Here is a 13,673-nt window from a genome sequence, read left to right as displayed (position 1 = left end):
AGGGGCTTCCTGATGCATCGCCATACGCACGCTTCGGTTGCGTACGCAATTACACGCAGCAGCATCGACGTTCAGCCGCCGTCCTCAAGGGCACTCACCGGGAAGTGTAGCCATGAAAGCGGTTCATCTGTCCCGCCGAAGCGCGAACTGAGCCGCAACCCAGCGCACCCATCGTAGGTTAATGCTGCGAGCTTCACTCGTACTGCTACGGTGCTCTCATGGAGACGGATGCTGACTTCATCGCTCGCTTAAAGACTCAACCCCGGCCTCCCACCTGGAATGAGGTCCAAAGGCTGCGCGACCTGGTGCTGCGGGTGGGGTGGGATCAACTCTCAGACTGGGCAAAGGCAAGCGGCAGTTCGCGGCTTCACTAAGTTGACAACCAGATAGGTGCTGCCCTTGGCCGACCGGAGCTATGAGCTTCTATGGTTCTGTCTAGCTGCCCGATGCAAACTGAGCGGCGGTTCGGTCACCATACGGAGAAAGTCTTCCGGATAGAGCCTTTGTCATCTCGGATGACTAACTTCCAACTATCGTCTAAGTCATCAATTTCTGTACTGGCTCTGATTTCACGTAGAGCCTCTAGGGCCTCAATCACAGCCTCGTTGATGTCCGCAGCTACGACGCCCTCGGTATCGAGATAGGTAGTGTGCCCGTCCGTGAGGTCGAAGTAGAAGCGCCTCGCCATCTGATCATCTTACTGCGGCTCACGATGCGAATTGATCGGTGATCCGTGACAGTATGGACTGGTACGAAGCGCGGCCAAAACAACTTTAATCCACATCAATTGGCGATTTGGTATGAGTGGCTTGTCCGATGCGACTTTTTGGAATTAGGTGGAGTTACGCATTCGCTGTATAGTTCCACGCGGCATTGGGCAGGCTATGGCCATTCGTCCGGTTATCCACCCGGCGTGCCTTGGTGCTTGAGTCATCGGCCCTGAGGTGTTCGTGCTATGGCGTACGCAACTGTACCCGCAAGCGAAGTAAGACCAGAAGATGATTCGCGCAGGAAGGCTGAGCTTCGGGTCCATGTGCGGTACGTCGTCAGAAAGCTTGTCACGCACTTGGTAAGCCGACGGCTCAGCCCAAAAGCATCATCCGATCAGCGGGAGGGTGGTGAACAAAACCAGCCGCAGCAGGGCCAGCAGTAAGCGGAGGCGTTAGGTCTGGCCGAGGCTTACCCGGGCCAGCTTCTCGGCAAGCGCCTCCGGCCTCAGGTGGGTGTAGCGCATCAGCATCCGGGTATCCCGGTGCCCGCTCATGAGTGCCACCTCGGGTATGCTCAGGCCAGCCTCAAAGAACCTGCTGACAGCCTCGTGTCTGAGATCGTGGAACCGTAGGCCCGGCACTCCTGCTCGCTTCCTGAGCCGTTCCCAGGCAAGACGAACAGCGTTGCCGCTAACGGGGAAGACCCGAGCATCACCCCTGGGCAGCGCCTTCAGCACCTCGATGGCCTTGGGAGTGAGCGCCACCGTCCGAGCATGGCCGTTCTTGGTGATGGGCAGGTGAGCCGTCCGTTTCTCCAGACTGACATGGTGCCACTGGAGGGACAGCAACTCACCCCGCCTCATCCCTGTCTCGACGGCCAGCTCCATCAGGGGCCTGAGATACCAAGCGTGGGCTGAGCCGATAGCCGCGTGGAGCTTCTGTCCTGCCTCTGCCTCAAGCCGCTGATCCCGGGCTCTGGAGGGCTCAGGAAGGGTGATGCTCTGGACAGGGTTGGTAGAGAGCGGAACATCCCACTCGCGCATCGCCACCGTCAGGCAGTGCCGAAGGATCGTCAGCTCCCTCCTGACTGAATCGCCGCTCACAACCTCAAGCCGGTCGTCTCTGTAGCGAGCCACCAAAGCAGGCGAGAGCTTAGCCAGTGGGGCTCGGGCAAGCTGGTGAGAAAGCAGGGTCTTGATGCGTGACCGCTCGAAACGTGCCCCTCGCTTGGCCGGTGTGATGACTTCCTCGTAGCGCCTGAGGAGATCACCAACCGTGATGCTAGTGGCCTGCCTTACGCCTACGGGGAGTTCGGCCCGCTCGATGGCTCGCTCTTTTTCCCTGGCCCACGAGAGAGCATCAGCCTTGGTGCTGAATGATTTTGAGATCTGGGGGTAGCCGTCACGCCTTACCTGAGCCTGCCAGGACGTGCCCCGCTTGCGGATCGTAGCCATTCCTCGTCGTTCCCGTCATCCGGTGTGACACCAGCGTGACAGAGCGACCTACGCAGGGATTCCAGAGCGGCTGTGATCAGCGAAACCTCAAGCCTTACAGTGGCTTAAGTTGGCGCACCCGACACGATTCGAACGTGTGACCTTTGCCTTCGGAGGGCAACGCTCTATCCAGCTGAGCTACGGGTGCTGACCGTGGCGGATTCAGTAGCCGATGCGCGCCAGGGGCGCAACGGGGCGTGAACGGGTTTGCGCTCAAAGGGATCCTTGCGTGGCCCTCCTCGGGCAAACGCCACACGTTCGAATCGTGTCGGGTGCGCTGGAGAGCCTCTCAGAGACACGGAGGAGCCGCGCCTGCGCCGGCAATGTGGCCGCCATTGTGCCCACTCAGACGTTCCAAGGTCGAGAGTGCGTCACCCGTAGCCGCGAACTCCGCCGTGTTGTCGAAAATGCACCAGTTCGACACTCCGCTCCTCGTTGCCGCTGCGAGCTGCACCGCTATCGCATCGAGCGCGTCTGGCCTGTAGGCCGAATAGTAGATCCGCGGAGATCCGTGCAGGCGATAGTAGGTCAGACCGCACCATCCGCCTGGCTCGCTCGCCTGAGGCACGGGTGCCGGATCTGCCGCGACCCGGGCGATGCGCAAGTCGTTCAGGACCGCTTCGACGTCAGGTGCAAACCAACTCGCGTGCCGAGGCTCGCAGACGATGCTGCCTGGGACGGCACGCCTGAGACGCTGCAAGAACGCGCTGGCGGCATCTGTATGGAAGCGCAGGCTCGGCGGTAATTGCAGCAGGAGCGGGCCAAGCTTATGTCCTAGCCCGGCGACCTCACCGAGGAACTGCGCGAGCGGCTCGTCGGCATTCTCGAGGCGCCGCTCGTGCGTGATCGTGCGCGGGATCTTCACGGCAAAGCGGAAATGGTCGGGCACGGCCGCTGCCCACCGCGCGTAGGTTGAGACGCGGTGCGGTCGGTAGAAGGACGTGTTGATCTCTACGGCGTCAAAGCGCTGCGCATAGCGCTCGAGATGACTCCCAGACGCCGGGAATCGATCAGCGTAGGCCTTCGGCACGTTCCAGCCAGCTGTTCCTACAACAACGACACTTCTCAATCGCACGCCTCGCCAGTCGATTGCACCGTCTCGACGTCCACTCTGACGCCAATCCGCATCCAATGTGCGCCGCTCCGTGCCTGCTAGGCGTGAATGCGGCAGCCTAAATGTCGCGGATCTTCTTCTCAATACGCTTTGCCTCGGCCTCATCCACATAAACTGGGCGGCCGCTGTCATCTGGAATACCCTCTCCCGTCTGTGCGATGGTGGCATCGCGCGGACGCGCGTTCGTTCCTGTGGAGTCCGGCTTCGGCGTAGGCGTGGGATCGCCGCCGGACGGAGGTTCAGATGTCATTGGGATCTCCTAGCGAGTGGAGGGAGCCGCTGCCTTCCTCGATAGAAACTTAGCTGCCGCGGGGCGAGGCCATGCGCCAGCCTTCGCGGGGTGCCTCGCGGTCACTCATCGCGATGACGGCAAGTTCGCTCAGGCCGATGGCTGCGAGAAGCAGACGGTCCCGCAAAGGTTCGTCCTGCAGGAGAGCGGCAGCTCCCACGAAGGTGAAGGCACCAGCCGCATCGCAGGCAAGATGGGTCCGCATGCTGATGGCGGGTGCGAGCCCCCCTCGTAACGGGTGAGCAGGGTGTAGCTGTAGTGCCAGACGGGTCCGGCTTGCATGATCCGCCGGGTTGCCCGGCCCCGGTGCGGCGAGAGAGATTGGGCGACAATGACGGCGGGAAGGAGGTAGTCGGCGAGTGCGTGCAGTCGCGTAGGGACCATCTCGTTGACCTCTCGCCTGAGCCTATTCAGGAAGCCTTTTTGTCAGGAGGAGTTCTCGGGGACGTGCTCGCATCGCTCAGGTGCCGCAGTGTCTCAGGCGGCGTTTCGGCCTCGGTGGCTTCTACAGAGGCGATGCTGCCCCCACCCACAGAATCGAGGCGCGAATAGTCCGACGCCACGCGAGCTGTTTCTGCCTGCCAGCTTGGATCGGATTCCATCGCATGCTGGAGATCGGCTGGGCGGCCGACATCGCGAGCCTCGTCCTGGCCAAAATCCTGACCGTTCCGGTCCGTATAGGCGTCGAACTCGCGAAGGTTTCGGCGCGGCGTGCGCGGCGGGTCGTTTCGACTCTGGCCCATGGTCACTCTCCTGAGTGTTGGTTTGTGGCTCTGCGAATGTCAGATGACCGGCTTACCGCCTGTTACCGCGATGGTGGCGCCCGAGACGTAGCTCGACTCCGGACCTGCCAGCATCACGTAGACAGGCGCGAGCTCGCAGGGCTGGCCTGGACGTTTCATCGGCACCTGCATGCCGAACTCACGCGCCTTCTCCAGCGGCATGGTGGCAGGGATCAGCGGCGTCCAAATCGGCCCCGGCGCGACGCAGTTCACGCGGATGTCGCGCTCTGCGAGCATTTGGGCCAGGCCGCCGGTGAAGTTTTGGATTGCCCCCTTCGTGGCTGCATAGGCGAGGAGCTGTGGGCTAGGCGAGTCCGCCTGAACAGAGGTCGTGTTGATGATGGCACTGCCCGGCTTCATGTGCGTCAACGCGGCCTTCACCAGGTAGAACATCGCGTGGATGTTCGTCGCGAAGGTGACCTCCCACTCTTCGTCGCTGATTTCTTCCGGGTTTTCAAAAGTCTTCTGGTGAGCGGCGTTGTTGACTAAGATATCAACCTGTCCAAACTCTGAGGCCGCTTTGTCTACGATGGCGCGGCAGTGCTTGGCGTCCTTGATGTCGCCCGGCATCGGCACCGCTTTACGGCCCGCTGTCTCCACCAGCCGGCAGGTCTCGCGGGCATCGTCATGCTCGTCGTAGTAGCTGACGAGCACGTCAGCCCCCTCACGGGCGAAGGCTAGGGCTACAGCGCGGCCGATGCCACTGTCACCTCCGGTGACAATCGCCTTGCGGCCGGCGAGCCGTCCCGAGCCCTTGTAGTGCGCCTCCCCGTAATCGGGCCGAGGGTCCATGTCCGCATCGCGGCCGGGTGGGGTGAGGGCGCGCTGCTTGTCGAAGGGCGGTTTCGGAAATTCTGTCACGAAAAAAAGGTCCTTGCTCGACAAGAATTGTGTTGGAGGACGCGCAGCACACTGGGGCTGAGTCCACAGACTTTGCTGTAAGAAGATTTGATCCTCAGCAGGCAGCAAGGCTGAGGAGGGCGCGCAACGTTACGCTTTAGGCAAAGTAGTGGCCGGCAGGCATCGCCCCGCGATTGTGAGGATATCGATCCTGCTCGGACAACCCGCCTCGCCACACATTGTTTCGAGCCAGCGTCGGACTGGCGGAGCGAGGCTTTCGGACGGAAGGCGATCGCATAGTTCCCTCACCAACGAGCAAGGGCCTCACCTTTTGCTGCGAGAGCGGTCGAGGCCTACTTGCGCACCGGCGACGTGGCTGCCGGTTCAGCTCACGGCTGGCTAGTATGGGGCCACTGCTTCAGGTGCAGGAGCGGGCTGGATCGGCCGCTGTTGGTCTGAACGCGTGGCGTTCGGGACGGCGCGCGGAGCGCTGACAGCCTTTGCTCCTGGAGGGCCTGCCGGTCCCCGAGGGCCAGGCGGACCAGGCGGCCCTGCTGGTCCCCGCAGACCTGCTTTTCCGGGCGGGCCTGGCGGGCCGATTGGACCGGCCTCACCGGGAGGGCCCGGTGGCCCAGCGGGTCCAGCCTCACCCTGCAATCCTTGCGGCCCTTGCGGACCAGGCGCACCTGGCTCGCCTTTCGGTCCAAGTGGTCCCTGCAGTCCGACAGGCCCGGGAGCGCCGTCTGCTCCAGCTGGACCGACTGACCCTGCCTCGCCAGCAACGCCTTTCTCGCCAGGCTGCCCCGCCGGTCCGGCCGGGCCTGCCGGGCCTGCCGGTCCGATCTGACCGGGAAAGCCCTGCGGGCCAGAGGATCCTATAGTTCCAGCTGGACCTGCAGATCCGGACGGGCCTGCGGCTCCAGGCGGTCCCGGAGGGCCGGGTGGTCCTTGTGGACCAGCAACCTCGGTCTGAGGCGCTGCTGCTGTGTCGCCCTTGTCGCCCTTTGCTCCCTGCTGACCGCACTCGCCGACGACGGCGCTGCGCTCCTGTCGAGCGGTTCGCAGCGTCACGATGCAGCTGGCAGGATGGTAGACGACGCGAAACTCGAAGTTGCCCTTGCTGTCTGTGCGCCTCGGAAACTGACCGTCGAGCGTGATCTCAGTATCCGGCTCATCGACTGAGCCGAGCATCCAAAGCTCTCCGGCTGTGATCTTGGCCGCGAGGATCTGCACGTCTGCCAAAGCTGGCGCTGGAGCAAGGCAGATGAGTATTACGGCGAAATCCAGTAGGCGCACGTGCACTTAGAGCTCCGACGACTAGCGCCATATCCGGCCTTTTCAACAGCTTGTCAGTTTTCTCAAGGCTGTGGAAGCGAGTTGAAGACAGAGTGTGCGGATGTGAACGCATATTGTATCTGCCGCGCTATTGAGGTGCCGACCTCCGACTTGAAGCGGGACACACTCGCTGCATCGGCCCAGTCGGCATGCATCGAGACGCTGAGTGCCAGCCTTATCGCTTACGCTCACCGCGCACTCAGGTCCAACCCGCATTCAGACGAGCTCAAGGGCAGCTTCAGCGCTCGTCGAAAGCACAGCCCATCGCCTAATGACCCGCTCTTTACCTGCGAGGCGAGGTGACTCACTCGTCACGATGCAGGCCTGAAGGCCGGTATCTGGGGCAGCATCCATAACGCGGATTACCCATTCCGCTGGTCTTCCGTTCCTCGCTGGCGCGGATCGGGCCGACCTGCATGCACCAGATCACTTGTCGAGATTGTAGCGTTCGCTCCCCCAGCCGGCTGCTCACGTCATGTTGTAACGTCTCCGACGCGATAACGAGCACAGAACCACGTCAGGTTGTGGTCGCACAGGTATGCCCTAGCGGACGATCTGTTCGCTGTTCTGCTGGCAGATGCGAGTCGTCACAGATCGAGCTCCTAGTTCCTCACGGCGGCGTGCTTGCGTGGATGCTACCAGCCAATCTCGTGAACTTGGGCCCCACCCAAGGATGCTGCGCTTCCTCGTTCGAACAGACCGCCTTGAGGTGCGCAACAGCCGCCGCACCTCGTGCCCTGAGATCAATCCAGGCCATCGCCCAATGAGATGGAGATGCCCATTCGGGATCCGCATCCTCTCTAGGTAAGAACTCATAGCCAAGAGCCTGCATAAGGTGCGTTCGCGCGCCGCCCATGACCACGTAGCCATAAAGGCGCTGATAGCCGCTGTTCATCGAAGCCTCGACGAACCGCAGCCGCATCAGTGAGTTGAGCCCGCCACCGGCGCGCGACCGCACCGTGGCTCCTCGGGTCAAGATCGGCGAAGGCCAGACGTCACGATCCGCAGGCACAGGCATGCCGTCGAATTGCACCAGCGCGTGAGCGTGATCCGCGATGACATCGCAGCGCATGGTGGCCACAAGCATGCCCTCGCTCCAGATGCCGAGAACATCGGCCCTCTCGTCCTCCCTGCTCCACGCGAGCTTATCGAGCAGGTCGGTGTTGCAGAGCGTGAAGTCCGGCGAGCTTTTATAGGCCGCCTGCCGCAATTGAGAGACCGCTCGCGCGTCCTCGTATGTTGCGCGCCGCATGAAGTGCTGCATCGGGCAGGGAGCAATCCAAGCTTCTGGAGTGGAGAGTATCTGGCAGGAGTGCGGCTGAGCCCATCAACGAGATCTCAACTCGCTTACTGCTACGCTTAGGCAGCGACGGAGGCGCATGTCATGCTGATGAAGGCCGGGCTCACATGTGTCGGTCTAGCCCTCCTTGGCACGGCCACCTTCCAGAACCCGCAGGTGCTTGTTGGCCATGCCGTGGCCGAGCACAACTGCCTGTTGCGAGGCCAGGAGGTCAACGACAAGCCGTTCGTCTCCTACGGCTGCTTCGACACCGATCTGGAGGCGAAGGCCGTGTGGAAGCAGAACATCCGCTTCCTCACGGAGGTATTCCACGCCGTCGACCGGCTGCAGTGCGAGCCCTTGATGCGCTCGGCCGAGGACTACCGCGACAGCGGGTCGGCCGAAAACCGGCAGGCGCTGGTGCAGGATCTGCGCACCTTGTCCGAGCTTCTGCGCCTCGCCGCCGAGACGGGCCGCCTGACTGGCACCTACCTGCCCGAGACCGCTGCAGCGTCACGCGATCTGGAGCGGAACTATCTCTGGGCTGCCACCATCCTAGACGGTCCCCTGAGCTGGACCCTGCCGTCTGAGAAGGCCGGCATGAAGAACTGGACGCCCGCCCTGCGGACCCTGATCCACGCCATCCGTCCGACTTTTGAGGAACACTATCGGCTCACCCAGGCGGTGCTTGACGAGTGTGACTGGGTCGAGGAGGACACATTTCGGGTGGCCACCCGATAAGGCTCTGCCAGTTCGCACCGCCTCGAAGAGCAGGAGCTACGTGGATCTGGAACAGCGAAAGCCCCGCCCTCACATCCACGTGTCGTGTGCTCGTCGTCAACTCGCGGAGTTGGCGACCAGCGCCACGGTCGCGGCAGGCTGCCCCATCATCGTCCCGCAGTGCACGATGGTCGCGGAGGCCTGCGTCACGCTGGCAAGAAGGACGTCTGTGATGGATGGCCTCTCAGATGCGCGAGGTTGGTCGCTGGCGGGCATCTTGGCTGTTTCCGCTCAAGGGGGAGCCTGAGAAGCTGCTGGCGCTGTGCGACTCCGTGAGACGATTTTTGTAGAGCCCTGGTCTGCAGCGCTTCAGAGGAGCCGGAGCAACAGTCTCAGCCGCGGGGTTCAGGCTCGCCGGAGCGCGTAGCGCGACCGGAGCCTCATTGTATGTGTAGGTCCCACAATTGAGCCGGCGTCCGGCAGGCGAGCGGGCGCAGCCCGCGAGCGGTGGGCCGGAGAGTGGGGGAGGATGTAACGCGTTCCATATATATCTATAGATCTTCTTATAAGAGAAGATAATAAGAGAGATATGGAAAGCGTTACACGGTAGGTCTCTCCAGCTGGATCTGCTCCGGCAAGGGCTGCGACTCTACATCTTCATCATCACTGACCCCGGCTCCCTCTCGGATGCTCCTGCTCCGGGAGAAGCTGCGGCCTTCCGTTCGGCACGGAGACGCGCGACACGGGCACGGACTTGCGCGCGCTTCTCGTCGTCTCGCGGACGTTCGCTCCCATACCGCTCGACCACCTTGGCCCGGACTTGCGTCTCGACCTTTCCGCACCCGTCACGAACATGGCAGACGGCGCAGATCGGCGAGGCATCGTCATGAGCGTGCGGGAGGCCGAAGCAGGAGGGCCAAAAGTCGCTGGGCTTCAGGGACGCGATCGGAGTTGCCGTCATGCCGGCACTCTCGTAGCGGACCTGCTCCATCTGATGTGCGCTGAACTCCGCCTCGGCGCGCTCGAGCGGCAGCACGCGCTGCTCGAAGCAAGCCTGCGCGATGGCATAGGGGCGGCCCAGGCGAGCCTTGAGGTTGTCCACGACCCAGGTCTGATGCGCGATCTGTGCAGGCAGCCCCTGGAAGGCCTCGACCCGGTATTGCGGGAGCTTGGAGAACAGCGGCAGAGATCGGCTCTGCTCATGCCAGCGGGCGTGGATTTCGGACATACCGAGGACGTTGTAGAGCTGGTTGGGGCGAGGAGGTCGCTTCGCCCCGCGGCGCATCGCGGCCTCGATCGCTTCGCGGATGAAGAACTCGTAGGGCAGCCCCAGCCCATCAGCGATCTGGCGTGCGCGCCAAACGCTGTTGAACTCACGCCCATTAGACCAAAGACCGGCAGCAGGACCGCCGCGCTTCAGCTCTGTGTCAGGGGCGTGAAAGTTCTTGCGCCACGCCTCGCGGAAAAGGCGCCGGTAAGCCTCGTAGAACGCGGCTGTCGCCTCAATCGGTGACATGAAGCGGTATTCGAACCACTTTGTTGAGCTGACATCGCGTTCATCCTTCAAGCGCACAACTTCCAGAAATTGCGCGGCGTGAACAATGGTTTTAAACCTGTGCGGAACGTTTCTGATCGATCCATGTCGGTGCGCAGGCACAGAGGGACCATCCGATGATGAATGCATCTCCGGGCTCCAATAGGTAATCAAGGAAAGTAAGACTTCGTGTAAGCGGCTTGCGCTGCGTGCGCCGGAGTTGTCACGCTGTCGCGGCAACAGCCATGTCAGGATTCTAAAGGTTTGGCCGACACCCAGTCGGCCGAGGAGGAGAAGCGAGCCGGGGCTGCAATAATGCGGGGTATTCAGTTAAAATTGTTAGGATATTCAAGCTCTGAAATTTTCATATTTATGTCATTTAGATCCTGAGACATTTCGGTTATTTTCTCTTCTAGGTAGAATGCAAGAATTCGCAAGGCTCCCGCCGCGTCCAGGTTTTGCAACATATTTTCAGCTGAGCCATTGTCTTTGTAGGCAATGCTCCGATCGTAGTCGCAGTGATCGTATGTTGAATATTTTGAGTTCGCGTGTAGTTTTTCTTTATATTCCTGAAGGCTGATCACCGACATGCTTTCGCTCCTGAGCTGGACGGCCACAGAAACGTGAGCCGTTGTGTCTGTTATAGCGACAGGCAGGCGGGTATGCGTTCGATTGCGTGATTTTTTGCGCGTCCTCAGCCGAGCCGGCCGGCAAGATCGGCGGCTCGCAGATGCGTGTAGCGCGCGAGCATCCTCAATTCGCGGTGCCCGGAGATCGATGCGACCTCGGCCACGTTCAAACCCTTCTCGAACAGCCGCGAGACCGCCTCGTGCCGTAGATCGTGCAGATGCAGATCCTGAAGGCCGACGCGGCGTGTCAGGCGCTCCCAGGCGAGCCGCACCGCGTTCGGGGCGGCAGTGAACACGGTCGCGCTCTCGCCGGTCTGAAGCCCTCTGAGCGTCTCTACGGCACGCGTTGAGAGCGGCACATCGCGAGGGACACCGTTCTTCGTCATCGGCAGGTGCGCGACGCGCTTCTCGAGGTCGATGTGCTCCCAGAGCAGCGACAGCAGCTCGCCGCGCCGCATGCCGGTCTCGATGGCGAGGACGATCAGCGGTCGCAGATAGCGCACGCGGCCTTTGTCTGCGGCCGCGAGCAGAAGCTGCTCCTCACCGCCCTCAAGGCGGCGTGTGCGGCCGCGGGGAGGGGAGGGGCGCCGGACGAGTCTGCAGGGGTTCTGGGCCAAGTGGATGCCCCACTCGCGCCGGGCGGTGTCGATGGCGTGCGAGATTGTGCTCAACTCCCTGATCACCGTCGCTGGTGCAACCGCCTTGAGCCGCTCATCGCGATAGGCGGCGAGATCAGCGGTGGAGAGGAGCGCCAACGTTCGATGGCAGATCGGCCGGCGCAGGATGGCGTTGATGCGCGAGATCTCCGATACGTGGCTGCGCTTGTTCGGCGAGACCTCATCGCGGTAGCGCACGAGGATCTGCGCGAGCGTGGTGTTCTCGGCCGGGCGCGTATCCGGCAAGGCGCCGTTTCGATCGAGCTCGGCCTCAAGGCTGCGCGCCCAGCGCTCGGCGTCGGCCCTGGTGTCGAAGCTCTTGGAGCGCGGCTGCGCGCCTTTGCGGCGCACAGCGGCCTGCCAGCGTCCCCGCAGCTTCCGGATAGTTGCCATCGCGTTCTGGTGTCCTGTGATCCTGTTGAAGCTGGACCATCAGAGGACACCGGTGCGGGGTCGCAAAGGGCTTTCCCTGCCGGAATGAGCATCAATCCCAGGGTATGATCCGGATAGTGGTGGGCCCTACACGCAAGGCCTCGGAGTAGCTCGCAAGGGTCTGGGACTTCCTCTCCGGGTCAGGCTGCTTGCGCCTTCGCTTGGATGTCCGCGAAGGCCAATGTCAGAACCCGGCGGCCCCTGCCGTCGTGCACGTCGACCATCCAGCCTGACCAATCGAACCGACCGCCGCGGCTGGCCACGGCATCGAGTGCGACGCCTACAACGCGTTCCCACTCCTGTGCCTCGTTTCAACACTGCACTCCTCAAGACAAGCTTGAGCTGAGTCTGATTGCGCACGTAGGACGAAGCTTTAGCTCGCATCAAGCCGAAACGCTTTACCTTGATTCTATGTGGGGTAGAGTGAGGTGGGTAAGCCCACTCCACATTGGCGGCAGGCATGTTGAACACTTCCAGCTCTCGCGAGCTCCGGGACGAGCTGGCAGAAATCCTGGCCGGCATGGATGAGAACATCCGCTTCGAGACGGCGCTTCGGGCTCGGCTCACTGCCGTCGTCGCTCTGCTTGAGACCGGCGGGTCGCAGGCAGAAGCTCACAGCGTCCCCTTTTTGTCTGCCGATGCCGAGAGCGCCGTGCGGGGAGCTGAACGCCAGGAGCGCGACCCATTCAGCGCGATCAGCGCCCCGACCGAACGCGCCGCATTGAGAATCATCGCAGCCGAGCCGTTTATGCCGCTTGATCAAGTTGCTGAGCGAGTCCGCGAGCTTATTCCAGGGGCAAGGACCACCGGACGGAGTATCAGCAGCTATCTTCGTGATGCTCGTCGCGACTTCATAAAGCGACGATTGCTCCCGAAAAACCGGCTGACTGGGCGCAATTGATACTCCGCATCTAAGTAATCGGTTATTGATAGTGGGCTCAGGAGCAGAAAATGACCTGGGATTGTGATCATCGGGGCGAGCGGTTCGTCTACGAAGAAGGCGAAGTTTTTCCTCGCAGTCTGGTCCATGAACGTTTTGGCACGCATCCAGGAAAAGGCATCTGGGTCAATAACTCAACCAAAACGATTGTGGCCTACGATACGGTAACTAGGCTCGAGTGTGGCTACGAAAATCGTCGAGATGGGGATATATTTTTGTATTATGGGATGGGCCCAAAGGGGAATATGGATATAAATTCCCGTGAAAATCAGGCAGTAATTAAAAGCCGAGAGTCAGGATACGAGCTTGTCATGTTTAGCGAGACCAATCGCGGCGAAATGATGTTTGTTGGGCAATTTGTGTGTATGTTCTACAGAGATGGAGTGAAAGCTTTAGATATCGTTGCGAATGAGCGTGATGCAATAGTTTTTGAATTTACTCCACAATTTGATGTAGAAAGATTTCGAGAACTCTGTCCACCCCGGAGCTGCTCTGATCCTGCAAAGCGCGGCGGGTGGAAACGCATTGCGACACCTCTGTAATTTCAGGCCGCTTTCAGAAATATCGGGCGGACCTTCTAGTATAAAGATGGCGAGCTGATGCCCTGGGGCCCCTTTCACGAGCAGCAGGTCTACAACCGCCGCCGAGATATTCACGCCGTCTATGGTGGCCAGCAGCAAGGCGGCATCTGCACGCCCAGCCAACACCCCGTCATTATCGTCTTCACCGGCTCGAGCGGTGAGCAGCATGGCTATGCCGATGGCTGGTCGCCTGAAGGGGTGTTCCGCTACTTCGGCGAGGGCCAGGTCGGCGACATGGTGTTCAAGCGCGGCAATCGCGCGATCCGGGACCATCTCGTCGACGGCAAGGACCTGCTGGTTTTTCAAACCCGCGGCCGGGAAGGGGTGCGCTTCCTCGGT

General features: G+C 61.5%; 14 protein-coding genes and 1 tRNA gene. 4 read left to right on the top strand and 11 right to left on the bottom strand.

What is annotated here, in order from left to right; all coding sequences use genetic code 11:
- Nucleotides 1-469: 469 nt before the first annotated feature.
- The 8 genes from MOX02_RS27460 to MOX02_RS27415 form a co-directional block, all read right to left on the bottom strand.
- On the bottom strand, nt 470-688 hold the full coding sequence (locus tag MOX02_RS27460) for a DUF6894 family protein (RefSeq protein ID WP_147028973.1): 219 nt from the start codon (nt 686-688) through the stop codon (nt 470-472).
- Between the two features lie 474 nt (nt 689-1,162).
- Nucleotides 1,163-2,164 (bottom strand): tyrosine-type recombinase/integrase, encoded by a 1,002-nt coding sequence (locus MOX02_RS27455; protein WP_147028972.1) that lies wholly within the window; start codon nt 2,162-2,164, stop codon nt 1,163-1,165.
- 110 nt (nt 2,165-2,274) lie between these two features.
- A tRNA-Arg gene (locus tag MOX02_RS27450) sits at nt 2,275-2,351 on the bottom strand.
- Nucleotides 2,352-2,492: 141 nt separating this feature from the next.
- Nucleotides 2,493-3,278: a DUF72 domain-containing protein gene (locus MOX02_RS27445; RefSeq protein ID WP_147028975.1), complete on the bottom strand. Its 786-nt coding sequence runs from the start codon at nt 3,276-3,278 to the stop codon at nt 2,493-2,495.
- 97 nt (nt 3,279-3,375) lie between these two features.
- Nucleotides 3,376-3,567, bottom strand: a complete 192-nt coding sequence (locus MOX02_RS27440; protein WP_147028971.1) for a hypothetical protein — start codon at nt 3,565-3,567, stop codon at nt 3,376-3,378.
- Between the two features lie 449 nt (nt 3,568-4,016).
- Nucleotides 4,017-4,349 carry a hypothetical protein gene (locus tag MOX02_RS27430; protein ID WP_147028970.1) on the bottom strand — a complete coding sequence of 111 codons (333 nt, stop codon included), beginning with the start codon at nt 4,347-4,349 and terminating at the stop codon, nt 4,017-4,019.
- 39 nt (nt 4,350-4,388) lie between these two features.
- Complete coding sequence (locus MOX02_RS27425; protein ID WP_147028969.1) at nt 4,389-5,249, bottom strand: SDR family oxidoreductase; 861 nt, start codon at nt 5,247-5,249, stop codon at nt 4,389-4,391.
- Nucleotides 5,250-7,173: 1,924 nt separating this feature from the next.
- Nucleotides 7,174-7,827, bottom strand: a complete 654-nt coding sequence (locus tag MOX02_RS27415; RefSeq protein WP_147028968.1) for a hypothetical protein — start codon at nt 7,825-7,827, stop codon at nt 7,174-7,176.
- A 120-nt stretch (nt 7,828-7,947) separates the two neighbouring features.
- Between MOX02_RS27415 and MOX02_RS27410 the strand changes: the two genes are divergently transcribed.
- Complete coding sequence (locus MOX02_RS27410) at nt 7,948-8,583, top strand: hypothetical protein (protein WP_147028967.1); 636 nt, start codon at nt 7,948-7,950, stop codon at nt 8,581-8,583.
- A 628-nt stretch (nt 8,584-9,211) separates the two neighbouring features.
- Here MOX02_RS27410 and MOX02_RS27405 read toward each other — a convergent pair.
- The 3 genes from MOX02_RS27405 to MOX02_RS27395 form a co-directional block, all read right to left on the bottom strand.
- On the bottom strand, nt 9,212-10,129 hold the full coding sequence (locus tag MOX02_RS27405) for a hypothetical protein (protein WP_147028966.1): 918 nt from the start codon (nt 10,127-10,129) through the stop codon (nt 9,212-9,214).
- A 293-nt stretch (nt 10,130-10,422) separates the two neighbouring features.
- The gene (locus MOX02_RS27400; protein WP_147028965.1) at nt 10,423-10,686 is read right to left on the bottom strand and encodes a hypothetical protein; all 264 of its coding nucleotides are present in this window, start codon (nt 10,684-10,686) and stop codon (nt 10,423-10,425) included.
- A 104-nt stretch (nt 10,687-10,790) separates the two neighbouring features.
- Nucleotides 10,791-11,732, bottom strand: coding sequence for a site-specific integrase (locus tag MOX02_RS27395; RefSeq protein WP_306424539.1), 942 nt, complete (start codon nt 11,730-11,732; stop codon nt 10,791-10,793).
- A 541-nt stretch (nt 11,733-12,273) separates the two neighbouring features.
- Between MOX02_RS27395 and MOX02_RS27390 the strand changes: the two genes are divergently transcribed.
- The 3 genes from MOX02_RS27390 to MOX02_RS32475 form a co-directional block, all read left to right on the top strand.
- The gene (locus tag MOX02_RS27390) at nt 12,274-12,714 is read left to right on the top strand and encodes a hypothetical protein (protein WP_147028963.1); all 441 of its coding nucleotides are present in this window, start codon (nt 12,274-12,276) and stop codon (nt 12,712-12,714) included.
- 50 nt (nt 12,715-12,764) lie between these two features.
- Nucleotides 12,765-13,295 (top strand): SRA domain-containing endonuclease, encoded by a 531-nt coding sequence (locus MOX02_RS27385; protein WP_147028962.1) that lies wholly within the window; start codon nt 12,765-12,767, stop codon nt 13,293-13,295.
- A gap of 57 nt (nt 13,296-13,352) precedes the next feature.
- Nucleotides 13,353-13,673: SRA domain-containing endonuclease (locus tag MOX02_RS32475; protein WP_507762759.1), on the top strand; the 321-nt coding region annotated here is incomplete at its 3' end.

The sequence above is a fragment of the Methylobacterium oxalidis genome, from assembly GCF_007992195.1.
Lineage (GTDB): Bacteria > Pseudomonadota > Alphaproteobacteria > Rhizobiales > Beijerinckiaceae > Methylobacterium > Methylobacterium oxalidis.
This window is presented reverse-complemented; position numbering and strand designations above follow the sequence as displayed.